We start from the raw sequence: 15,724 nt of genomic DNA on the forward strand, positions 1-15,724 counted from the left end.
AGCTACCTCGCCGGTCTCCACCTTCGCGCCTCAATGATCTGGATCAAGGACCTCACACGAGCCACCGCTTGATCACAACCAAATACGCTCCCTAGATCGAAGCGTGACCTGCACCATCGCGGATCGGGTTCGCGCCAGGTGCCGGGCGTGGCTAAGCGGAACTCCTTGCCGTGCTCGGGCGCGCGTCCGTGGGCAGCACCGTTCAGCCCGGCACCCCGCCCTGGGGCGGTGAGATCCACGGCACCGGGACCGGCTTGCGCATCACGCGGTCCGTGCGCATCCGCCCCGAGGACTCCACCGGCAGTCCTTCCAGTAGACAGGCCATGCGCGGAGCGTCGTAGCCGGCGTCGAAGACGATCAGGATATCGAGGTCGCCCGCCTTCCAACGGCCCATGTCGATGAGGTCCTCGACCACGTGGCGGACTTGGGCAGCGGTGACCCCGGCGACATGTCGGCCCGGCCCCAGCCGCCCGGGGCTGCGCCCAGGTCGAATAGCCAGGAGGCGAGTTCCTCTCAGCTACTCGACCTGGTACCCGCTGACGGCGGGGCGAGCCTCCAGCCGTTCGGGGAAGGACTCCTCCACGCCGGGAAGTAGCAACGGCGAGCCCGCCCGAGCCGCCGCGAACGCCCGGTCCCAGTCGAGGATTCCGTAGTCATCGAGCAGGTCTTGTCGGAAGTAGCGTTCGACTTCAGCGCTCGTGGGAATGTCTGGCTCCAGCGTCTTCCACCAGCCCGCGCCGCCGTAGATCAGTGATCGGATGCCACCCCTTGCGAACACCGGCGTACAGCCGTCGAGGACGAGCAGGGACGTGTCCAGCTCTCCGCTGATGTGGAGCATGGCATTACGATCGCCTCCCGTCCCGAAGCATGCCTCCGCGATGACGGCCGACCCTTCCACCAGTACACGGGCTCCAAGCTCGAACCACAGTGTTCTCGCGCGCAGAGCGCCTGTGACGACAACCAGCCCTGGGACGTAGTCGTCCGTGCTGAGGCGGACGTAGTCGGTCGTGGTGAGGTCGCCGTCGACGACCACCACGAACGGACCGTCAGCGGTCTCGATCGGCTCGTTGGTGGACAGTCCTCCCGAGTAGACCCGCACCGACCCGGCCTGTTCGGCTTCTTCCTGGCCGTCCTCGTCCAGGAAAGTCAGCTCGTCGTGAAGCCACTGCCGGGTGCCTCCGAACCGGGCGAGCAGGCTGGCTATCGTGCTCGGTTCACCTTCCCGATCGAGCCGCACGGTTGCCTCCATTCGTACTACGTCCGCAAGATCATAGACGCTGGTGAACCTGTCCACACTTTGCCATGAACGTGCGAAGCATCGCGTCCTCGCTGAGGGCGCTGCGGCACCGGGTGAGCAGCAGATCGACAGGGGGTTCAAAGTCGTCCAACTGCCCCCTTTTGGTTTGCTTTTGGGCCGTTCTCCCGAAGGGTTCATCTCGGACGTGCTGGCGGGCATGTGTGAGTTGCGCGTCCATATCGGCGACGCGGGGGAGCAGGGCTCAGCTGGCGGGCGCCGGTTTCCTTGGCCGGCCGGGGTGGCGCCTTGGCTGCGACGCGCATGCCTGCGGAGCGAACGCCGGTTGCTGATGAGGCCTGTGACCTGTGCGCAAGGGACTCGCTGGTGATCCGAAGGCCAGGGTGAAGGCGGCTGAGGCCGGCGCCGTGAACACCAGGCGCTCATGCAGGCCTTCGAAAACCTCATGCACGGTCTGAGCGAGGCCACCGACGGGCCACTGACCGTCATGAACATCTGCGACGAAGCCAGTGTGTCACGCGCCTCTTTCACCGCTCGCCCGTCGCGTCGGTCATCAAGGCGGTCCTTGCCGCCCCCGACATCCGCCGGCCCCAGGTCGAAGAGCTCCGCTCCGAGATCACCGGCTGAGGAAAGCAGAGCGCAAACTCCGGCAGGAACACGCGGCCGACGTCCGCGACCTCCGGGTGGCCGGAGCCGCCTACGCGAACCAGATCCAGGTGCTCGCCTTGAGGAATGCCGAACTCGAAGCCGAGAACACCGCTTTGCGCGGACGGCTACAGACAGGACCGAGAACGTGAGCGTCCTGCCCACCCAACACCGACTCGGAAGAGACAGACACGCCCCGGACAGCTGGACAGATCACACCCCTTCCGGGCAGCGGCGGCAGGCTCCTCACTGCTGGATCAGCTGAACCGTGGGGTGCGTGTCGTCGCCGGCGAGCACGGCATCGACGGTCTGGGTGAACTTGACGAGTTTGTCGGCGCTCAGCCCGGCCGCCGTGTCCAACGGTCCCTCCGAGGCAACCAGCCACGACTGGTAGTCGCGCAGGAATTCCCGGAACTGCGCGACACGCCCGTCGTCGGTCAGATAGTCGTCGGCGCACACGTCCGTGAGACCGTTGGGCTGCCGCCCGATCGACCTCAGCCAGAAGGCCTGCCATTCGCGCAGCCACGGCACCGCGCGGTAGGTGGGATTGGCCTCGACGTACATCGCCGCCAACGCCATGAACGTCTCTTGCTGGACGTCGTGCGCGTGTGCCCAGTGCTCGCGGAACCTGAACATCGACCAGCTCAAGGGTTGTCCGCCTTTCCGTGTCCAGGCCGGCTCTGCGGACCGGTTCCATGTGGTGGCCGCTGTCGAACGGCCCGCATCCGGCAGTAGCTCCACGAACAGCGCCAACGACCGTGGCATTCACGGTAGCCTGCCGAACCCCACGGCTCCCGCGGTTATCCGACACGTCGGTACCGTCGCGGCCGCAGCAGGGCACGGGGACGCCATCGAGGTCGGTGAGCGGGCCACAGAAGACCCTCGGACGCTCGTGTGTTCGAGTAGGGTGGGGCGCCTTGAGAGTCGGCAAGGGGGGACTTGATGGCTTCGTCGGCCGACGGCTGGCAGTCGCGGGTGCACGAGCTCTACTGGGAAGGGGTGGAGGCCCGCGCGCAGGCTCAGCGAGCCCAAGGCGCGGAGCGCCGACGGCTGCTTCTGCGGTCGCTGGACCAGCACGGCCGGGCGGCAGGGGTCCTGCGCGCGGAGCTGGACGCCCGCCCGGACGAACCGCGGCTGAACGAACAGCTCGCGTCGTTGCTGTACTCCATGGGGTCCTCGCAGACCGCCGTGGACCTGATCGGCGAGGCCCTGTCGTCACTCGATGAGAGCGAGAGCCGCTACGAGCGATCCGGGCTCGCGGCACCGGAGCTGGCGATACGGATCGGCGATGTCCGTGCACGCCGCGCCGTGGCCCACTCCGCCGCCGGGCACGCGGCTTCCGCCCTCACCGACACCGACCTGGCCGTGGAGGCGTATGCAGGAGCTGGGTTGCAGACCGCGGGGCCTCCCCTCTCGCTGGACTTCGCCCGCCTGCTCAGCCTGGTCGCGGTCGTGCAGGCACAGCACGGTGACCCGGACCAGGCCCTGTTCTGTGCCGGACAGGCCCTGGGCCGGTACCAGGACGCGATCGACACCCTGATCGCCGAACCCGACGCGCACATCGGCTACGCCACCGACATGGCCGCGGCGGTCGCCTCCAGGATCGAAGCCGCCCGTGCCAACTGGGACCACGCCCTGGCCGTGGACGGCTTCACGCTGAGTACCGCCGAGCAGGGCTGGGGCGACCTCGCGGGTGCGCTGGCCCGCACAGGCGTGCACCTGCGCGCTGCGGGCCGCCCAGCCGAGGCAGCGCCACTGCTCGCCCGGGCGGCCTCCCTCGATCCGGCCGCCGTACCGGCCCAGGAGCGCATCCTGGCCGACGGGGTACCGGTCACTCTCGGCGAGGCGGTTCTGCGAGCGGGAGCGGCCTTGGGCGAGCCCGTCGAGGCCCTGCACCGTGCTCTCGCCTCCGGCGAGTCCGCCTCGGTGACGGGCCGGTTGCCGCATCCGGAGGCGGCAGCGCCGTATGCCCGGCGCCTGGGCCAACTGGCAGCGGGCCTGCGGCAGTCGGAGGGTGACCCGGATGTCGCCTGGCGGCTCGCGCTGGAAAGCCACCTGTTGTACGACACCGCCTTCCGGCACCTCGTCGGGGATCCGCGAAACTGGCTGCGGGAGCACGGCGAGGGGTGGACGCAGACCGGGATCACCGCCCTGCATCTGGCCCTTGCACGGGGCAGCGAAGCGGTCCACGACGACCTGTGCCGCCCGCTGGCAGAGCTGTCCGGGCGCGTGGCGGAACTGGCGAAGGCGGGCCACCCTGTTGCCGCGGCTGCGGAGCTCGCGCGGATGACAGCAGGATGACAGCAGGATGAGCCCCTGGATTGGACCGTTGGCGTTCAGCCGTCGGCTCGTGTGAGACACCAACCCGCTGAGACACGATTACAGGTCACACAACGCAGGGATCGACCAGCGGCTGATCGGCTGGCAGTCGACCCGCCGTCAGCAGATCGCGGACGCGATGTCCGTCCTCGTGGCCGACTACGAAGAGGCGCAGGGGCACCCGCCGGGGGAGCGGGCCTCCTACTCGCCGGACCGGCGGGGACCAGACGCGCCGGCCGAAGCGCAAGGTGCCGCGGTCACGCGGTTGGCGATCCCGTTCGGGCACGTGACACGTCTCCTGCCCCGGTCCACGGTGAAGACGTCCCGGACGTGGTAACCCGTTCGGGCCTGCGGGTTGGTGACCGATGCGAGCAGGCCGTGTGCTTGCGACTCCGTGATCGCGGGCGTCCGCCATCGTGTTGGCGTTGGCGTCGCCTCAGCCTGGTGACTCGCAGTGGACCACTGAAGCGCGCACCGCTCTACGTTACGGGTGCGCTACCGGACGCTGACTGGCCAATTTCCCATGTCTCCCTGGGTAGTTCCGGGCCGAATGAGCGGGCCGGAACACCAGGGCAATCCCGGCTCCCTAGGCTCGGCGGGGCCGCACATCGCGTCGATGACCGCGGCCACCTGTGTCCGGCCATGTGCCAAGGGGGGACATCCAAAACCGTGCCCAGCAAGCCAACACGCCTATCCGCCCTCACGGCGCGGGCGCTACCACGCACCATCCGCGGCCGACTGCCACTGCTGTTGGCGCTGCCTACCTGCGCCCTTGTGGTGGTCGCCACAATGGGAACCATCACGCAGTCCTCCCACTACGGGGCAGCGGGGCGCACCCGCGACCAGGTCGTCCTGGTCCTCGGTGCCGAGGAGTTGGTCCACCAGCTGCAGCGGGAGCGCGGCCTGACTGCGGGGCTGCTCGGCGGTGACCAAAGCTTCCGCAGCCGGGTGGATACCCAACGCAAGGCCTCCGACCAGGCGCGTACCGCGCTCGACCGGCAGCTCGCTGCGAACTCGCCCGGCGTCGGCGCTGTACGCGACGCTCTGACCCAGCTGGGCGGCCTGGCCACCGTACGCGGCGAGGCCGACAGCGGGAGCGTCAGTCGTGCCGAGGCACTCGCCTTTTACACCCACGCCATCACCGCGCTCACCGACGCGGCCTTTCGCGGCGGTACGGAGCTGGAAGACCGTCAACTCACGGACAGCCTTGCCACATTGCGCAAGCTCGGCGACGGGGCTGAAGCAGCCGCGCTGGAACGCGGCACGCTCAACGGGATCCTCGCTGCCGGGTCCTTCAACGATCGCGACTACCGGACCTTCATCACGCTGCTGGGCACCAAGGGCGACGCCCTTGCCGAGGTGCCACGTACCGCGACAGCGGCGCAGACTCACGCGCTGGACGCCGTGCTGCGCAACCAGTCCGCAGTCGCGGTCGCGCGCATGGAGCAACGTGTACTGACCGCGCACGATGCCAAGAAGCTGCCGGTCACTCCGGCCGATTGGTGGCAGCCCGCCACCGCTTTGGTGGACGGCCTGCACCAGGTGCAGATCCGTGTCGCCGACGACAGCAGCGCTCGCGCCGAACAGCTGCGCTCGGACGCACTGCGGCAGCTCCTCCTGGGGGCGGTCCTGGCCCTCCTGGCGATCGCCGGCGCGGCCGGCCTGGCCTTGGCGGCGACCCGGTCCATCCTGCGGCCACTGCACGCGCTCACCGAAGAGGCCCACCGTCTCGCCGACCTCACCCTGCCAAAGGCCGTAGCACGGGTGCGGGAAGCACAGCACCAGGCAGATCCGGCCGAGCTCACCGAGGGCTTCGCCGGCTCCGAGCTGGCCGCGCGCGGCGACGAGATCGCCAACGTGGCTGGCGCGCTGGACCGGGTCGCGGACACCGCGCTGCAACTCGCCGTCGATCAGGCTGTCCTGCAGCGCAACAGTACCGAATCCCTGGCCAGCCTCGGGCGCCGTAACCAGGAGCTGGTGAGCCGTCAACTGGGCTTCCTCAGCGCACTGGAACGCGCTGAAAACGACCCGGGGATCCTCGCCAACCTCTTCGAACTGGACCACCTGGCGACCCGGATGCGGCGCAACGCCGAGAGCCTGCTGGTTCTGGCAGGGGAGCGCAGCCCGCGCCGCTGGGCGGATCCGGTGCCGATAGGCGATGTGCTGCGGTCCGCCCTCGGCGAGGTGGACGACTACCGGCGGGTCCTGCTGCGCCACACCGACCCTGCGCTGCTCGACGGAGGCGCCGTATCCGAAGTGGCACACCTCCTCGCGGAGTTGATAGAGAACGCCCTCGCCGCCTCATCCCCCGAGACCGATGTGGAGCTCTACGCCCAAGGGCACGGGGTGGACTACGTGATCGCCGTCGTGGACCACGGCGGCGGACTCTCCGAAGCGGAGCTCGCCACGGCGAACCGGCGCTTGTCCGGACAGGAGAGCTTCCTGGTGGGGCGAACCCAGCTGCTCGGCCACTATGTCGTCGGCCGACTGGCCGTCGGGCTCGGCGCCCGAGTGTGGCTGGCTCCCTCGCCGATGGCCGGGGTGACTGCCTCCGTCCTCCTGCCCGGGCGGCTGCTGTCCGGGCAGGCCGATCTGGCCGCGGCGCGATGAAGCCTGCCGAAGATGCATTCGAAGCCGGGGAAGTGGTCCGGCCGTTCATCGTGACGCGCGGCCGCACTCGCCCGGTGAGCAATCAACTGCGGCTGGAGACACTCGTGTCGGCGGCGCCCGCGGCGCTGACCGCGCCCTTGGACTTCGAGCGCCGAGCGATCGTGGAACTGTGCCAGTACCCGCGCTCGATCGCCGAGATCGCCGCCATGCTTCCAGTGCCGCTCGGGGTGGCCCAAGTACTGGTCGCCGATCTGTCGATGGATGCCCACGTCCGCGTGCACAGTCACCTGTACGGGCACGACGACAGGCCCTCCGTAGCCCTGCTGGAGCGGATCAGGGAAGGCCTGCTGCGCTTGTGACATCAGGCGGGTTCTCGGGATCTCTCGAATCCAGAACTGCCAGCCCCACTCGGGTCGGACATACCATGGCGTTATGTCCGACCCGTAGGGGGCGCGTCATGGGACGGTCTGGAAGGCCACTACCGTGAGTTCCTCGGCAAGCTCCACCCGGAGGGACCATCCCCGCACGCGCGGGGAGCAGTGGCCGACGGGGCGGCCGGAGCGTTCGGACCAGGGAACATCCCCGCATGTGCGAGGAGCGGATAGGTAGTTGTACTCAACTGTGCTGCGGCGGTGGCCTGTGGGGCGTGGTGTGGGGGTGGGTGTGGGTACCGTGCGGGCCATGTCTGATGATCGGAATGTGGATGGCCCGGGTTGCGGCGGGTCGGTTCTATCGCGCTCGGTGGTGGATGACCTTGCGCGTGTTCTGACCGGGTCCGGGCTGTCGGCGCGGGATGTCGAGCAACTCGTACGGTCGGTGGCGGCGACAAGTGAGCCCGAGGCGGTGGCTGACATCCTCCTGGCGAGGCCGCCTGAGTGTGCCGCGTGGATCCCCCTTTTCGACGGGTACATGAACCAGGTCGGGTCGGGCTACCTGCTCACCGAGGAGGCCGCCCCCGCAGACGACTACGCGCCGGATACGTCGTGGCCGGAGACGTTGGGCGGAGGCGTCCGGTGCTCGTCGGGTTCGCGTCAGGGATGGCTTTTCGGCCCACTCGGCGGCAGAGTGCTGCGCGTACCCGTCGGGAGCAAGGTCAAGGCCGGAGAACCGCTGACCGATGGCGTATGCGATCCCCATGACCTGCTCCAGATGTTCGGTCCGACCCCAGCCGTGGCAGCGGTGAGGGATCGGCTCGCCGACCTGTGCGCGCTCGACCTGGAGGCAGCGGAGCGGGTCGCGCGGCCATTGTTCGACGCAGTCGAGATCGTCGAGGGGGATTCCGGCGGAGCGTTGCCCGGTCCGCGTCTGGGAACTCTCTGTACCTATCGGCGCTTCCGTGTTGATCAGGGTCGCGCCATCAACCATGCGCTGCGTGATCTGCCCCCGTCGGCCGACCCTCGCCTCCATGCCCTGGCGGGTATCCGCGACGACGCGGAACGGACCGAGGCCTTCTTCGGGCAACGGCTTTACCAGGTTGCGGACGATGCCGGACTGTCGCCTAGTTTCACACTGGGTCGCCGAACGCACCTGGGATGTTCCGATCTCGCTGTCCTCCTCGATCAGGGTGGCGCGACCCCACCGGGGACCAGGTACGACGTGGGCACCTTCGAGGTGACGAGCGGAGCCCTGCGGGTGGCGGACCCCTGCTACCTTGAGGAGCTTGCTCCGGAGTTCGATCGCGTCCATGGGGTGACTCTGCCGGCGCAGGTGGGGACGTGGCGGGTGTTCTCGTTCGTGGCTGATCGGGATGAGTGGGGTCCGCGGGTTTCGGAGTTGCGGATGTGGGCCGACGGCCATTCCGCGAGGTTTGGTCATATCCCCGATGACAGGTTCGATGTGCTGGTCGACTCGGGGATGGCGGGGTCCTTCGACATCGGTGACTCCGATCGGATCTGCGTCACGGACCCAGAACTGGTGGAGACCGTCGGCGATCGGCTCACAGCCGCGGGCTCATCACGTGCGACGGTCGTTGACGACTGCGGGGTCGTTGCCAGGACCGGACTCGGCGACGGCCGGTATCGCGGCAGTGCGTGGCGTGACGACGCAGGAGTGGTGATCGCCGTGTCCCTCGATCTCTACGACTGGGCAGGCCCAGCGGGCCGACACACCGCCTCTCGTCCCCGGGGGATATCGGATGGGGGAGCTACGCCCGTGGCCACGTCCGGACGACCCGATTTCTCGCGGTTCCCGAACGTCACGTTCGTTGAGGGGGAATCCAGCGTCGAGGGGGAATCCAGCAGCTCGGTGGTCTACACCCCGGACGAGGTTTGCCACACGGACGACGTCTTCGCCATGTACGGGCGCGCAGGCACAGGCCATGACTGGCAGTCGGCCGTGCACGCCACCCTCGTCGAGCGACAGGAGTCGCTGCTGCGGCGCATCTCGTTCGACTCCGAGGCCGGCATGTTCTGCGCCCATGGTTACGACCTCGAGGCCCTGGAGGCGGTGGCGGTCACCCTGGAGTCGCTGCTGGCCGACCCCAAGGCGCTCGCGGCGGCGCTGGCGGCGGCGGTGGATCGGGACCGTTACGGCCGGTAAGTGAACGGTTGTCTTCCGCCGTTCCGATGCGGACCATCACAAAGGCCACTGGCACGGTTCCTGGTGCCGGAGCGAGGTCACGGCTCATGCTCAGCACAATCGGCTTTCACTGTGCCCCCGCGCGTGGACGATGACCGGTCCGCAGTTTTCGCATCCGTCTGGACCGGGTTCCTCGACGCCTTCGGCCACGTTTCCGACCGGGGCACCCGCATTGGAGGGCCTGCTCGTCTCCCTGGTAGCGCTGTTGGTCTCGCAGAGCTGCAACATCGGCCTGACCCCGGTCGTCGACCCGGAGAACAAAGCGCTGACCCGCTCGCGCTTGTCTCACGTCGACCAGAACTACGTGCGCGCCGACACCCTTGCCGCAGTGAACGGCGCGCTCATCGCCGCCCAGTCCCGAATCGTTGGCACAGATGTGGGGCGACGGGCTGCCGGCTTCCGCGACCTTCAGGACCAAGGGGTCTGGCCGGGCGAGCTGCTCCAAGGCGAGGGATCGTCCTCCGGGTACGGGCCGCTGGAGGCCGTGGCCTGCAACAACGTGGCCTCAAGCGGATCGCGACGCACTGGCCGGACATGCTCCGGGTGGCCGGGGCTCGCTCGTCAGCAACCAGGTCCGCGCCTACGACCTGCTGCGGATGTTCGGCCGTGAGGGCCACCCCGCTGTGGCCGCGTTCGCCGAGTACGGCCGCATCGACAAGACCATGCACCTGCCCGCCTTGGTCGACCCGGCCGACGACACCTACCGGCGCCTGATGAACCGGCAGCTCACCGTTCAGGAGTCCCGCCACCGCCTGGCCCGCCCATCTGCCACGGCGGTTGGGGCCGGATCCGTCAGGCGTACCGCGAGGGCCAGGAGGACCAGTTGGCCAGTCTGGGTCTCGTCCTCAACGCCGTCGTGCTGTGGAACACCCGCTACCTCGACGCCGCCGTCGCCCAACTCCGCGCCGCGGGCCACGACATCAAGGACGAGGACGGCTCCCGACTGCCGCCGCTGAAGGACCGGCACATCAACTTCCTGGGCCGCTACCAGTTCAACATCAAGGCCAGCGACACCAACGCGGGGGCGTCGAGACGTTCTTGCGAGACGCCGTCGACTTCTTTGGCGCAGTGGGCCAAGAAGCTGCCCGGCCGCGTGGCGACCGCGGGGCGGGGGAGTAGCCATCGTCACAGGACACCCCCCTCCACGTGGAAGCCGCTGCGGAGGGCGTCATGCCGGGCGACGAAGGAACGCAGCGCTATGTGACTCGGCAGGGGCGCCGGGGGTGCGGATGCCACCTTGTCCAGGCTCAACACCACGGTTGCCGATGTCGCCGAACTCGGGTCAGGGGCGCTCGCCCCTGTCGCGCAGCTTCCTGACTGCCTCTTGAATGACTCCGAGAAGGATCATGGCGGCTAGCAGTGAGAGGAACACCATGAGTGATCCAAGGATGGCCCAGGCAGCGATCTGATCGGCGGCGGTCATGGAATCCTGTCGCGTCAACGTGGTCAGCTGCTGCCAATGAAGCCAATCGTGCTGCGGATATCGAGAGTATTGACTACTCAGGTCGCCGATTCCGAAGACAGTTCATGGCAGCAGCTAAAGGTTCGGGTGGGACGGTGGTGTGTTCAGCGGGCGGCCGACGTCGGTCGGGCGCACTCCTGCGGCGCCGCGATCGCCTCCCCGGGGGACGACCCCGCAGCAGCCTGCCCCCGGCGGGTCCGGGTGCATCCGGCCGCGGCGTGCGCAGGCGATACCGCGCTCCTGCTGCACGACGGGACGGCGCGTACTTGAAGCGCTCGACGCCGTCTCGAGGTCGAGGAACTGGAGGTGCGCAGGCGGGCACCACGGACTCTTCGGACGGCCTGAGCCGGGCTTGAGGATCTGCGCAGTGACGTGATCACGAACGCGGGGATCGCCACGCCGAGCGGAGTGGCGGGCCGTCCCCCGGTGGATGCGGGACGGCGGGTGGGGCCGGATGGTCAGCGGGGTGGTCCGATGATGCGGTGGCCGCGCAGGGCGGTGGCTTCGTCACAGCGGCTGCGATGAGGGTGGTCATGGTGCTCACCTCCTCCTTGTGGGGTGTTGGTGTCATGGGGTGGGCGGCCTCGCCGCCGAGTGTCCAGAGCCCGCTCGTCGTGGGCGGCCTGCGTCGCGGTCGGCCGGTAGGGCCCGTACGTGAACTGGGGTGCGGTGCGGTCCTTGACCGACCGAGCGCGGCCTGCTGTTTCGGGGATCCCGGGTACACGCCCGCCCGGGCCCCGGCCTTGAAGCGGCGCCAGGCCCATGCGGCGGCCGCGTACGTAGCGCCGACAGCGGTGCCGATCGGGTAGAGGAGGGCAAGGTTGGCCATGGCGGGGCCTCCTGTCGATGTGGTGGGGCCCTGCCTTTCGGGGCTGTTCGGTGGTGAGGTCCGGCTGCTCGTGCTCGATGGCGCGCCCCTGGTCCTCCGGCGGGAGGGTCCGGTAGCAGGCGCCACGGCGGTGCTCGTGCAGCCAGTCCCCTCGTGGCGGCCGCGGTACTGCGGGAGAGTCCGCTTCCCGCAGCGGGTGAACGGTGAGGTGGTGAGCCATCGCAACCCGGGCAGCGCCGCCGGAAGCGCCGGTCCGTCCGCGGTGGGTGCGGGACGGCGGGTGGGGGCGGACGTGGTGCGGGTGGACGTGGTGCGGGTGGATGGTCAGCGGGGTGGTCCGATGATGCGGTTGCCGCGCAGGGCGGCGGCCTCGGCCAGCTTGTCTTTGGTGATCTCGAACCCGTCGGGGCGGGGCGTGGTGACGTCGCGTCCGGCATGGCGGAACATTTCCTCTATGCCCGCGGGGGTGGTGATGAGGAGGAGGTCTGCATGGTCGGACGTGATGCGGTAGCCATGGGGGATGTTGCGGGGCAGGTAGACGACGCCGCCTTCGGACAGTTCGTGGCGTTCGTCTCCGACCCACACGAGTGCCTCGCCCTTGAGGAGGAGGAACACCTCGTCCTCGCGGGTGTGGAGGTGGAAGGGCGGGGCCTCGCCCTTGTGGATGTCGAACCGTCCGACGGTGAGCTGTCCTTCGGTGGCCTGGCTGTCGAGCAGGATCGTGAACAGCCCGCCGTCGAGCCATTCAAGGGTCTGCTGCTGGTCGGGTTGGGCAAGGTAGGCCATGGTCATGGCGGTCTCCAAGGCGGGTGCGTGGCTCGCGTGGGCGAGTCAGGCGGGCAGGATGCCGACGCCGGCGTCGGCGACGACCTGGACGCGGGAGCCCTGGTGAAGGGCGGTAAGTACGGTGCAGACGGTGTAGACGCCGTCAGTCACACCGGTGATGTCTCTACGAGCTGTTCGGACGGCCAGAGCCGGGCGTCAAGATCGGCGTAGTGACGTGTTCACGAATGCGGGGATCACCGCCGCGCCGACGATCAGGTGCATCAGGGCCAGCAGGAGCTGGTCGGACGTTGTGACGCCGGCCCCGTTGTAGGGAAGACTGGCGACGAACACCAGAGCCGTGAGCGCCTCCCAGATGACGATGGCCCGCCGTGGGACGAATCGTTCCAGCAGCTCCAGCAGTCCCCAGCCGAGCAGCGCCGGGACGACGGAGGCGGTGATCACCACGCTGATCAGGATGGACTGGGCCGGCCGGCCGAACACAGCGGGAGTCCTGAGGTCGTACCCGGCCACGTCGGTGAGGACGAGCACGTACGCGAGGTTCGCGAGGAGAGCGACGCCGATGGCGGCCGGTCGCAGTACCCGGGCGTTGGTTTTGGTGAGGCAGCGGGCGGATGGTCTCGGTGCAGACGATGCGGTGGCCACGATGGTTGCTCCGTTGGAAGAGGTCGGGGCTCAGCGGATGACGGGCAGGATGAGGTGGGAGGGGTGGTCGGCGTCGTGATGGATGAGGTCGCGGCCCACCTGGTGGCCGTAGTAGTGGTGGAACAGGCCGTCGGCGACCGGGGAGTCGCCGTTGGCGATCTCCAGGCGGATGCGGCTGCCCTTGGGGAAGAGGTAGGAGGTCGGCCAGACCTCGATCTCGTAGCGGACGACGGTCCCCGGCTCGATCGGCTGGGGCGGATGGGTGCGGTGGGAGGCCTTCAGCCAGCCGCGGGTGACCATCGCGGAGGGCGGCGGTACGTTCTTGGCGACCTTGCGCATGAGGGCCTCCTTGAGCTTCGGAAGAGCCTTCTGCTCGGAGACCTTGACGTGGAAGTCGGTGTCGGTCCGGTCGGACTCGGCGTACAGCACGAGGGTGATCTTCCCGGTGACCTCGGTGTCGTGTTCCAGCGGCGGGGTGGTGAAGGTGAGGATGCCGCGGGTGGGCTGCGGGATGCCGTCGGTGATGACGGTGGTGCCCACCGTCCACTCGGGGTTGGGGTAGTCGTAGACGGTCGGCTCGTCGGTCGGCTGGGTTGGCGGGGTAGTGGTGAGGCTGCCGTCGTTGAGTGAGCGGACGGCGTGTGCGGATTCGGGGTGCAGGTAGAACGTGGTCGGCACGGCGCGCAGGGGTGGCCATTCGGATTCCGCCCGCGGCTGGCTTCCGGTGTTGCCGACCTGGATTCGGACCGGCGGGCCGTCCATGACACCGTTTCCGATGCCCTTGAGCCAGTGGTCGTACCAGGGGCGGATGTAGGTGTCGAGGAACTCGGTCTGGTAGTAGCGCTCGTGGCTGTCGATGCCGGCGAGCACGACGAGGCGCTTGTCGGTGCCCCTGAGCCGTTCGTAGCCGTCGAGCTGACCTCGCAGGTGCAGGCCGACGCCGTACCACCAGGCGATGTTGAGCACCGGGACATCGATGTCCTCCACCTTCACCGCTCGTTGGTCCCACCAGTCGTCGACGACGGGCCGGTCCAAGGTCATGCCGATGATGTCGGCGGTGATGCCGCCGGGCCGGGGCGGGGTGCCGCCGCCGATGGTGGCGCTGGCGCGGAGGTGGTCGGTCGACCAGAAGTTGAGGAACCCCATGGAGTAGACCCCGCCGTGGTAGACGGCGTCGTGGTAGAGGTTCGTGAACGCGCTGTAGACCAGCGCGCAGGTCAGGTGCGGCGGGCGCTGCGCGGCGGCCAGCCACTGGTTCACGCTGTAGGCGCTCTCCCCGATCATCGACACCTTCCCGGTCGACCAGGGCCGGGAGGCGATCCACTCGATGGTGTCGTAGAAGTCGCGCTGCTCGGCGGGGCCGAACAGCTCGAACTCCCCCTCGGACCTGCCGGTGCCGCGCTGGTCGCCGATCACGACCGCGTAGCCGTGGCCGGTCCAGTAGTCGATCGGTCCGGTCTCGATGTACCGGAACATCGACACCGCCGGCAGGTACAGCAGGTCCTTCTGGTAGGGGGCTACCGCGTACAACGCCGGGAACGGGCCGTCCCCGTCGGGCAGGTACACATCGACGCAGATCCGGACACTGTCGGACGCCGTGATCCACTCATCCTTGGACGCGCGCATGACCATCTCCTAATTTCCTCACGTGTGGAAACTAATTTCAGCGTATGATGAAACTGTCGCGGACGGGAAGTCCCTTCTCTGACCTGTTACGGAAGGTGATGCGGTGTGACTGGGCGAGGTCCCCGGGGAGAGCGCGGAGAGCAGGCGGACAAGATCATCGCCGCCGCCCGCAGATCCTTCGCCACCCGTGGCTACGCCGCGACCTCACTGCGGTCGGTCGCCCAGGAAGCCGGCGTCGACCCTGGCCTCGTCCACTACTACTTCCGCACCAAGACCGGGCTGCTGGAAGCGGTCATGCAACCCCCCGAGGCGTTCGGCGCAGCCGTGGCCGCCGCCGCCGAGCAGCCCATACACCAGCGCGGACGCGCGTTCGTGCAGGCCACCTTGCGTCTGTGGGAAGACCCCGCCTCCGCCGAGATCCTGCGTTCCATCATCCTCACGGCCGCCCAGGAACCCGCCGCCATGCACCGCCTGCGGCAGTTGTTCTCCGAACTCGTCCTGGCCGTCGTCTCCCACGGCCTGCCCGACACCGAACGCACCCTGCGCGCCAGCCTCATCGCCACCCAGATCGTCGGCATGGTCATGAACCGCTACATCTGGCAGGTCGGCGACATCGCCACCCTCCCCGCCGACACCGTCACCGACCTCCTCGCCCCCACCATCCAGCACTACCTCGCCGACACCCTGCCCACGAAACCCGGCAACGGCTGGAGGCTGAGCTGACCGGGCCGGGGCTGTAAAAACGTCGGTGAACGGCTAGGCCGTTTCTGATGGCTCTTGTTGCGGTGGGTGGATCAGCTCTCGGGCGGGGCAGGGGCACTTTATGGTGCGGCGACGTGAACTGACGGACGCGCAGTGGCAGCGGATCGAGTCGTTGCGAAGCCGTGCGCAAACAACATTACGATTTCGCATGGGTATTCGATTCCTCCCTGGCTTCGACATAGCGGAGAACTTCTTCCGCGCTGTGAAACCG

Annotated in this window: 10 protein-coding genes and 3 pseudogenes; 7 read left to right on the forward strand and 6 right to left on the reverse strand. The window is 68.5% G+C overall.

Annotation, left to right across the window (positions count from 1 at the left end; genetic code table 11):
- Positions 1-122 precede the first annotated feature (122 nt).
- The 3 genes and pseudogenes from ACZ562_RS37985 to ACZ562_RS37995 all read right to left on the reverse strand — a co-directional run.
- Positions 123-469: pseudogene (locus ACZ562_RS37985) on the reverse strand (transposase); the annotation flags it as partial.
- A gap of 48 nt (positions 470-517) precedes the next feature.
- On the reverse strand, positions 518-1,294 hold the full coding sequence (locus ACZ562_RS37990; protein WP_471189211.1) for a hypothetical protein: 777 nt from the start codon (positions 1,292-1,294) through the stop codon (positions 518-520).
- A gap of 852 nt (positions 1,295-2,146) precedes the next feature.
- Entirely contained in the window at positions 2,147-2,653 is a 507-nt protein-coding gene (locus ACZ562_RS37995) for a hypothetical protein (protein ID WP_471189213.1), read from the reverse strand.
- A gap of 189 nt (positions 2,654-2,842) precedes the next feature.
- On the opposite strand from ACZ562_RS37995, the gene ACZ562_RS38000 reads away from it, so the two are divergent.
- From ACZ562_RS38000 to ACZ562_RS38025, 6 genes and pseudogenes are all read left to right on the forward strand, one after another.
- Entirely contained in the window at positions 2,843-4,201 is a 1,359-nt protein-coding gene (locus ACZ562_RS38000) for a hypothetical protein (RefSeq protein WP_471189216.1), read from the forward strand.
- Between the two features lie 94 nt (positions 4,202-4,295).
- Positions 4,296-4,479: pseudogene (locus ACZ562_RS38005) on the forward strand (MobF family relaxase); the annotation flags it as partial.
- Between the two features lie 529 nt (positions 4,480-5,008).
- Complete coding sequence (locus tag ACZ562_RS38010) at positions 5,009-6,829, forward strand: sensor histidine kinase (protein WP_471189219.1); 1,821 nt, start codon at positions 5,009-5,011, stop codon at positions 6,827-6,829.
- Positions 6,826-7,188, forward strand: a complete 363-nt coding sequence (locus ACZ562_RS38015; protein WP_471189221.1) for a DUF742 domain-containing protein — start codon at positions 6,826-6,828, stop codon at positions 7,186-7,188. The genes ACZ562_RS38010 and ACZ562_RS38015 overlap by 4 nt, the downstream gene beginning before the upstream one ends.
- Positions 7,189-7,510: 322 nt before the next feature.
- A complete protein-coding gene (locus tag ACZ562_RS38020; RefSeq protein ID WP_471189223.1) occupies positions 7,511-9,367 on the forward strand; it encodes an Imm51 family immunity protein in 1,857 nt (618 codons plus the stop codon).
- Positions 9,368-9,497: 130 nt separating this feature from the next.
- Positions 9,498-10,418, forward strand: a pseudogene (locus ACZ562_RS38025) (Tn3 family transposase); the annotation flags it as partial.
- Positions 10,419-12,021: 1,603 nt separating this feature from the next.
- Here the strand turns inward: ACZ562_RS38025 and ACZ562_RS38030 are convergent.
- The 3 genes from ACZ562_RS38030 to ACZ562_RS38040 form a co-directional block, all read right to left on the reverse strand.
- Positions 12,022-12,489 carry a cupin domain-containing protein gene (locus ACZ562_RS38030; protein ID WP_471189226.1) on the reverse strand — a complete coding sequence of 156 codons (468 nt, stop codon included), beginning with the start codon at positions 12,487-12,489 and terminating at the stop codon, positions 12,022-12,024.
- Between the two features lie 189 nt (positions 12,490-12,678).
- Positions 12,679-13,125 carry a DUF6069 family protein gene (locus ACZ562_RS38035; protein WP_471189228.1) on the reverse strand — a complete coding sequence of 149 codons (447 nt, stop codon included), beginning with the start codon at positions 13,123-13,125 and terminating at the stop codon, positions 12,679-12,681.
- Positions 13,126-13,155: 30 nt separating this feature from the next.
- Positions 13,156-14,751, reverse strand: a complete 1,596-nt coding sequence (locus ACZ562_RS38040; protein ID WP_471189231.1) for a CocE/NonD family hydrolase — start codon at positions 14,749-14,751, stop codon at positions 13,156-13,158.
- Positions 14,752-14,856: 105 nt separating this feature from the next.
- Here ACZ562_RS38040 and ACZ562_RS38045 point away from each other — a divergent pair, with 105 nt between their 5' ends.
- Positions 14,857-15,474, forward strand: coding sequence for a TetR/AcrR family transcriptional regulator (locus tag ACZ562_RS38045; protein WP_471189234.1), 618 nt, complete (start codon positions 14,857-14,859; stop codon positions 15,472-15,474).
- Positions 15,475-15,724: the final 250 nt, after the last annotated feature.

It is taken from the genome of Streptomyces sp. NPDC040410 (assembly GCF_055595715.1).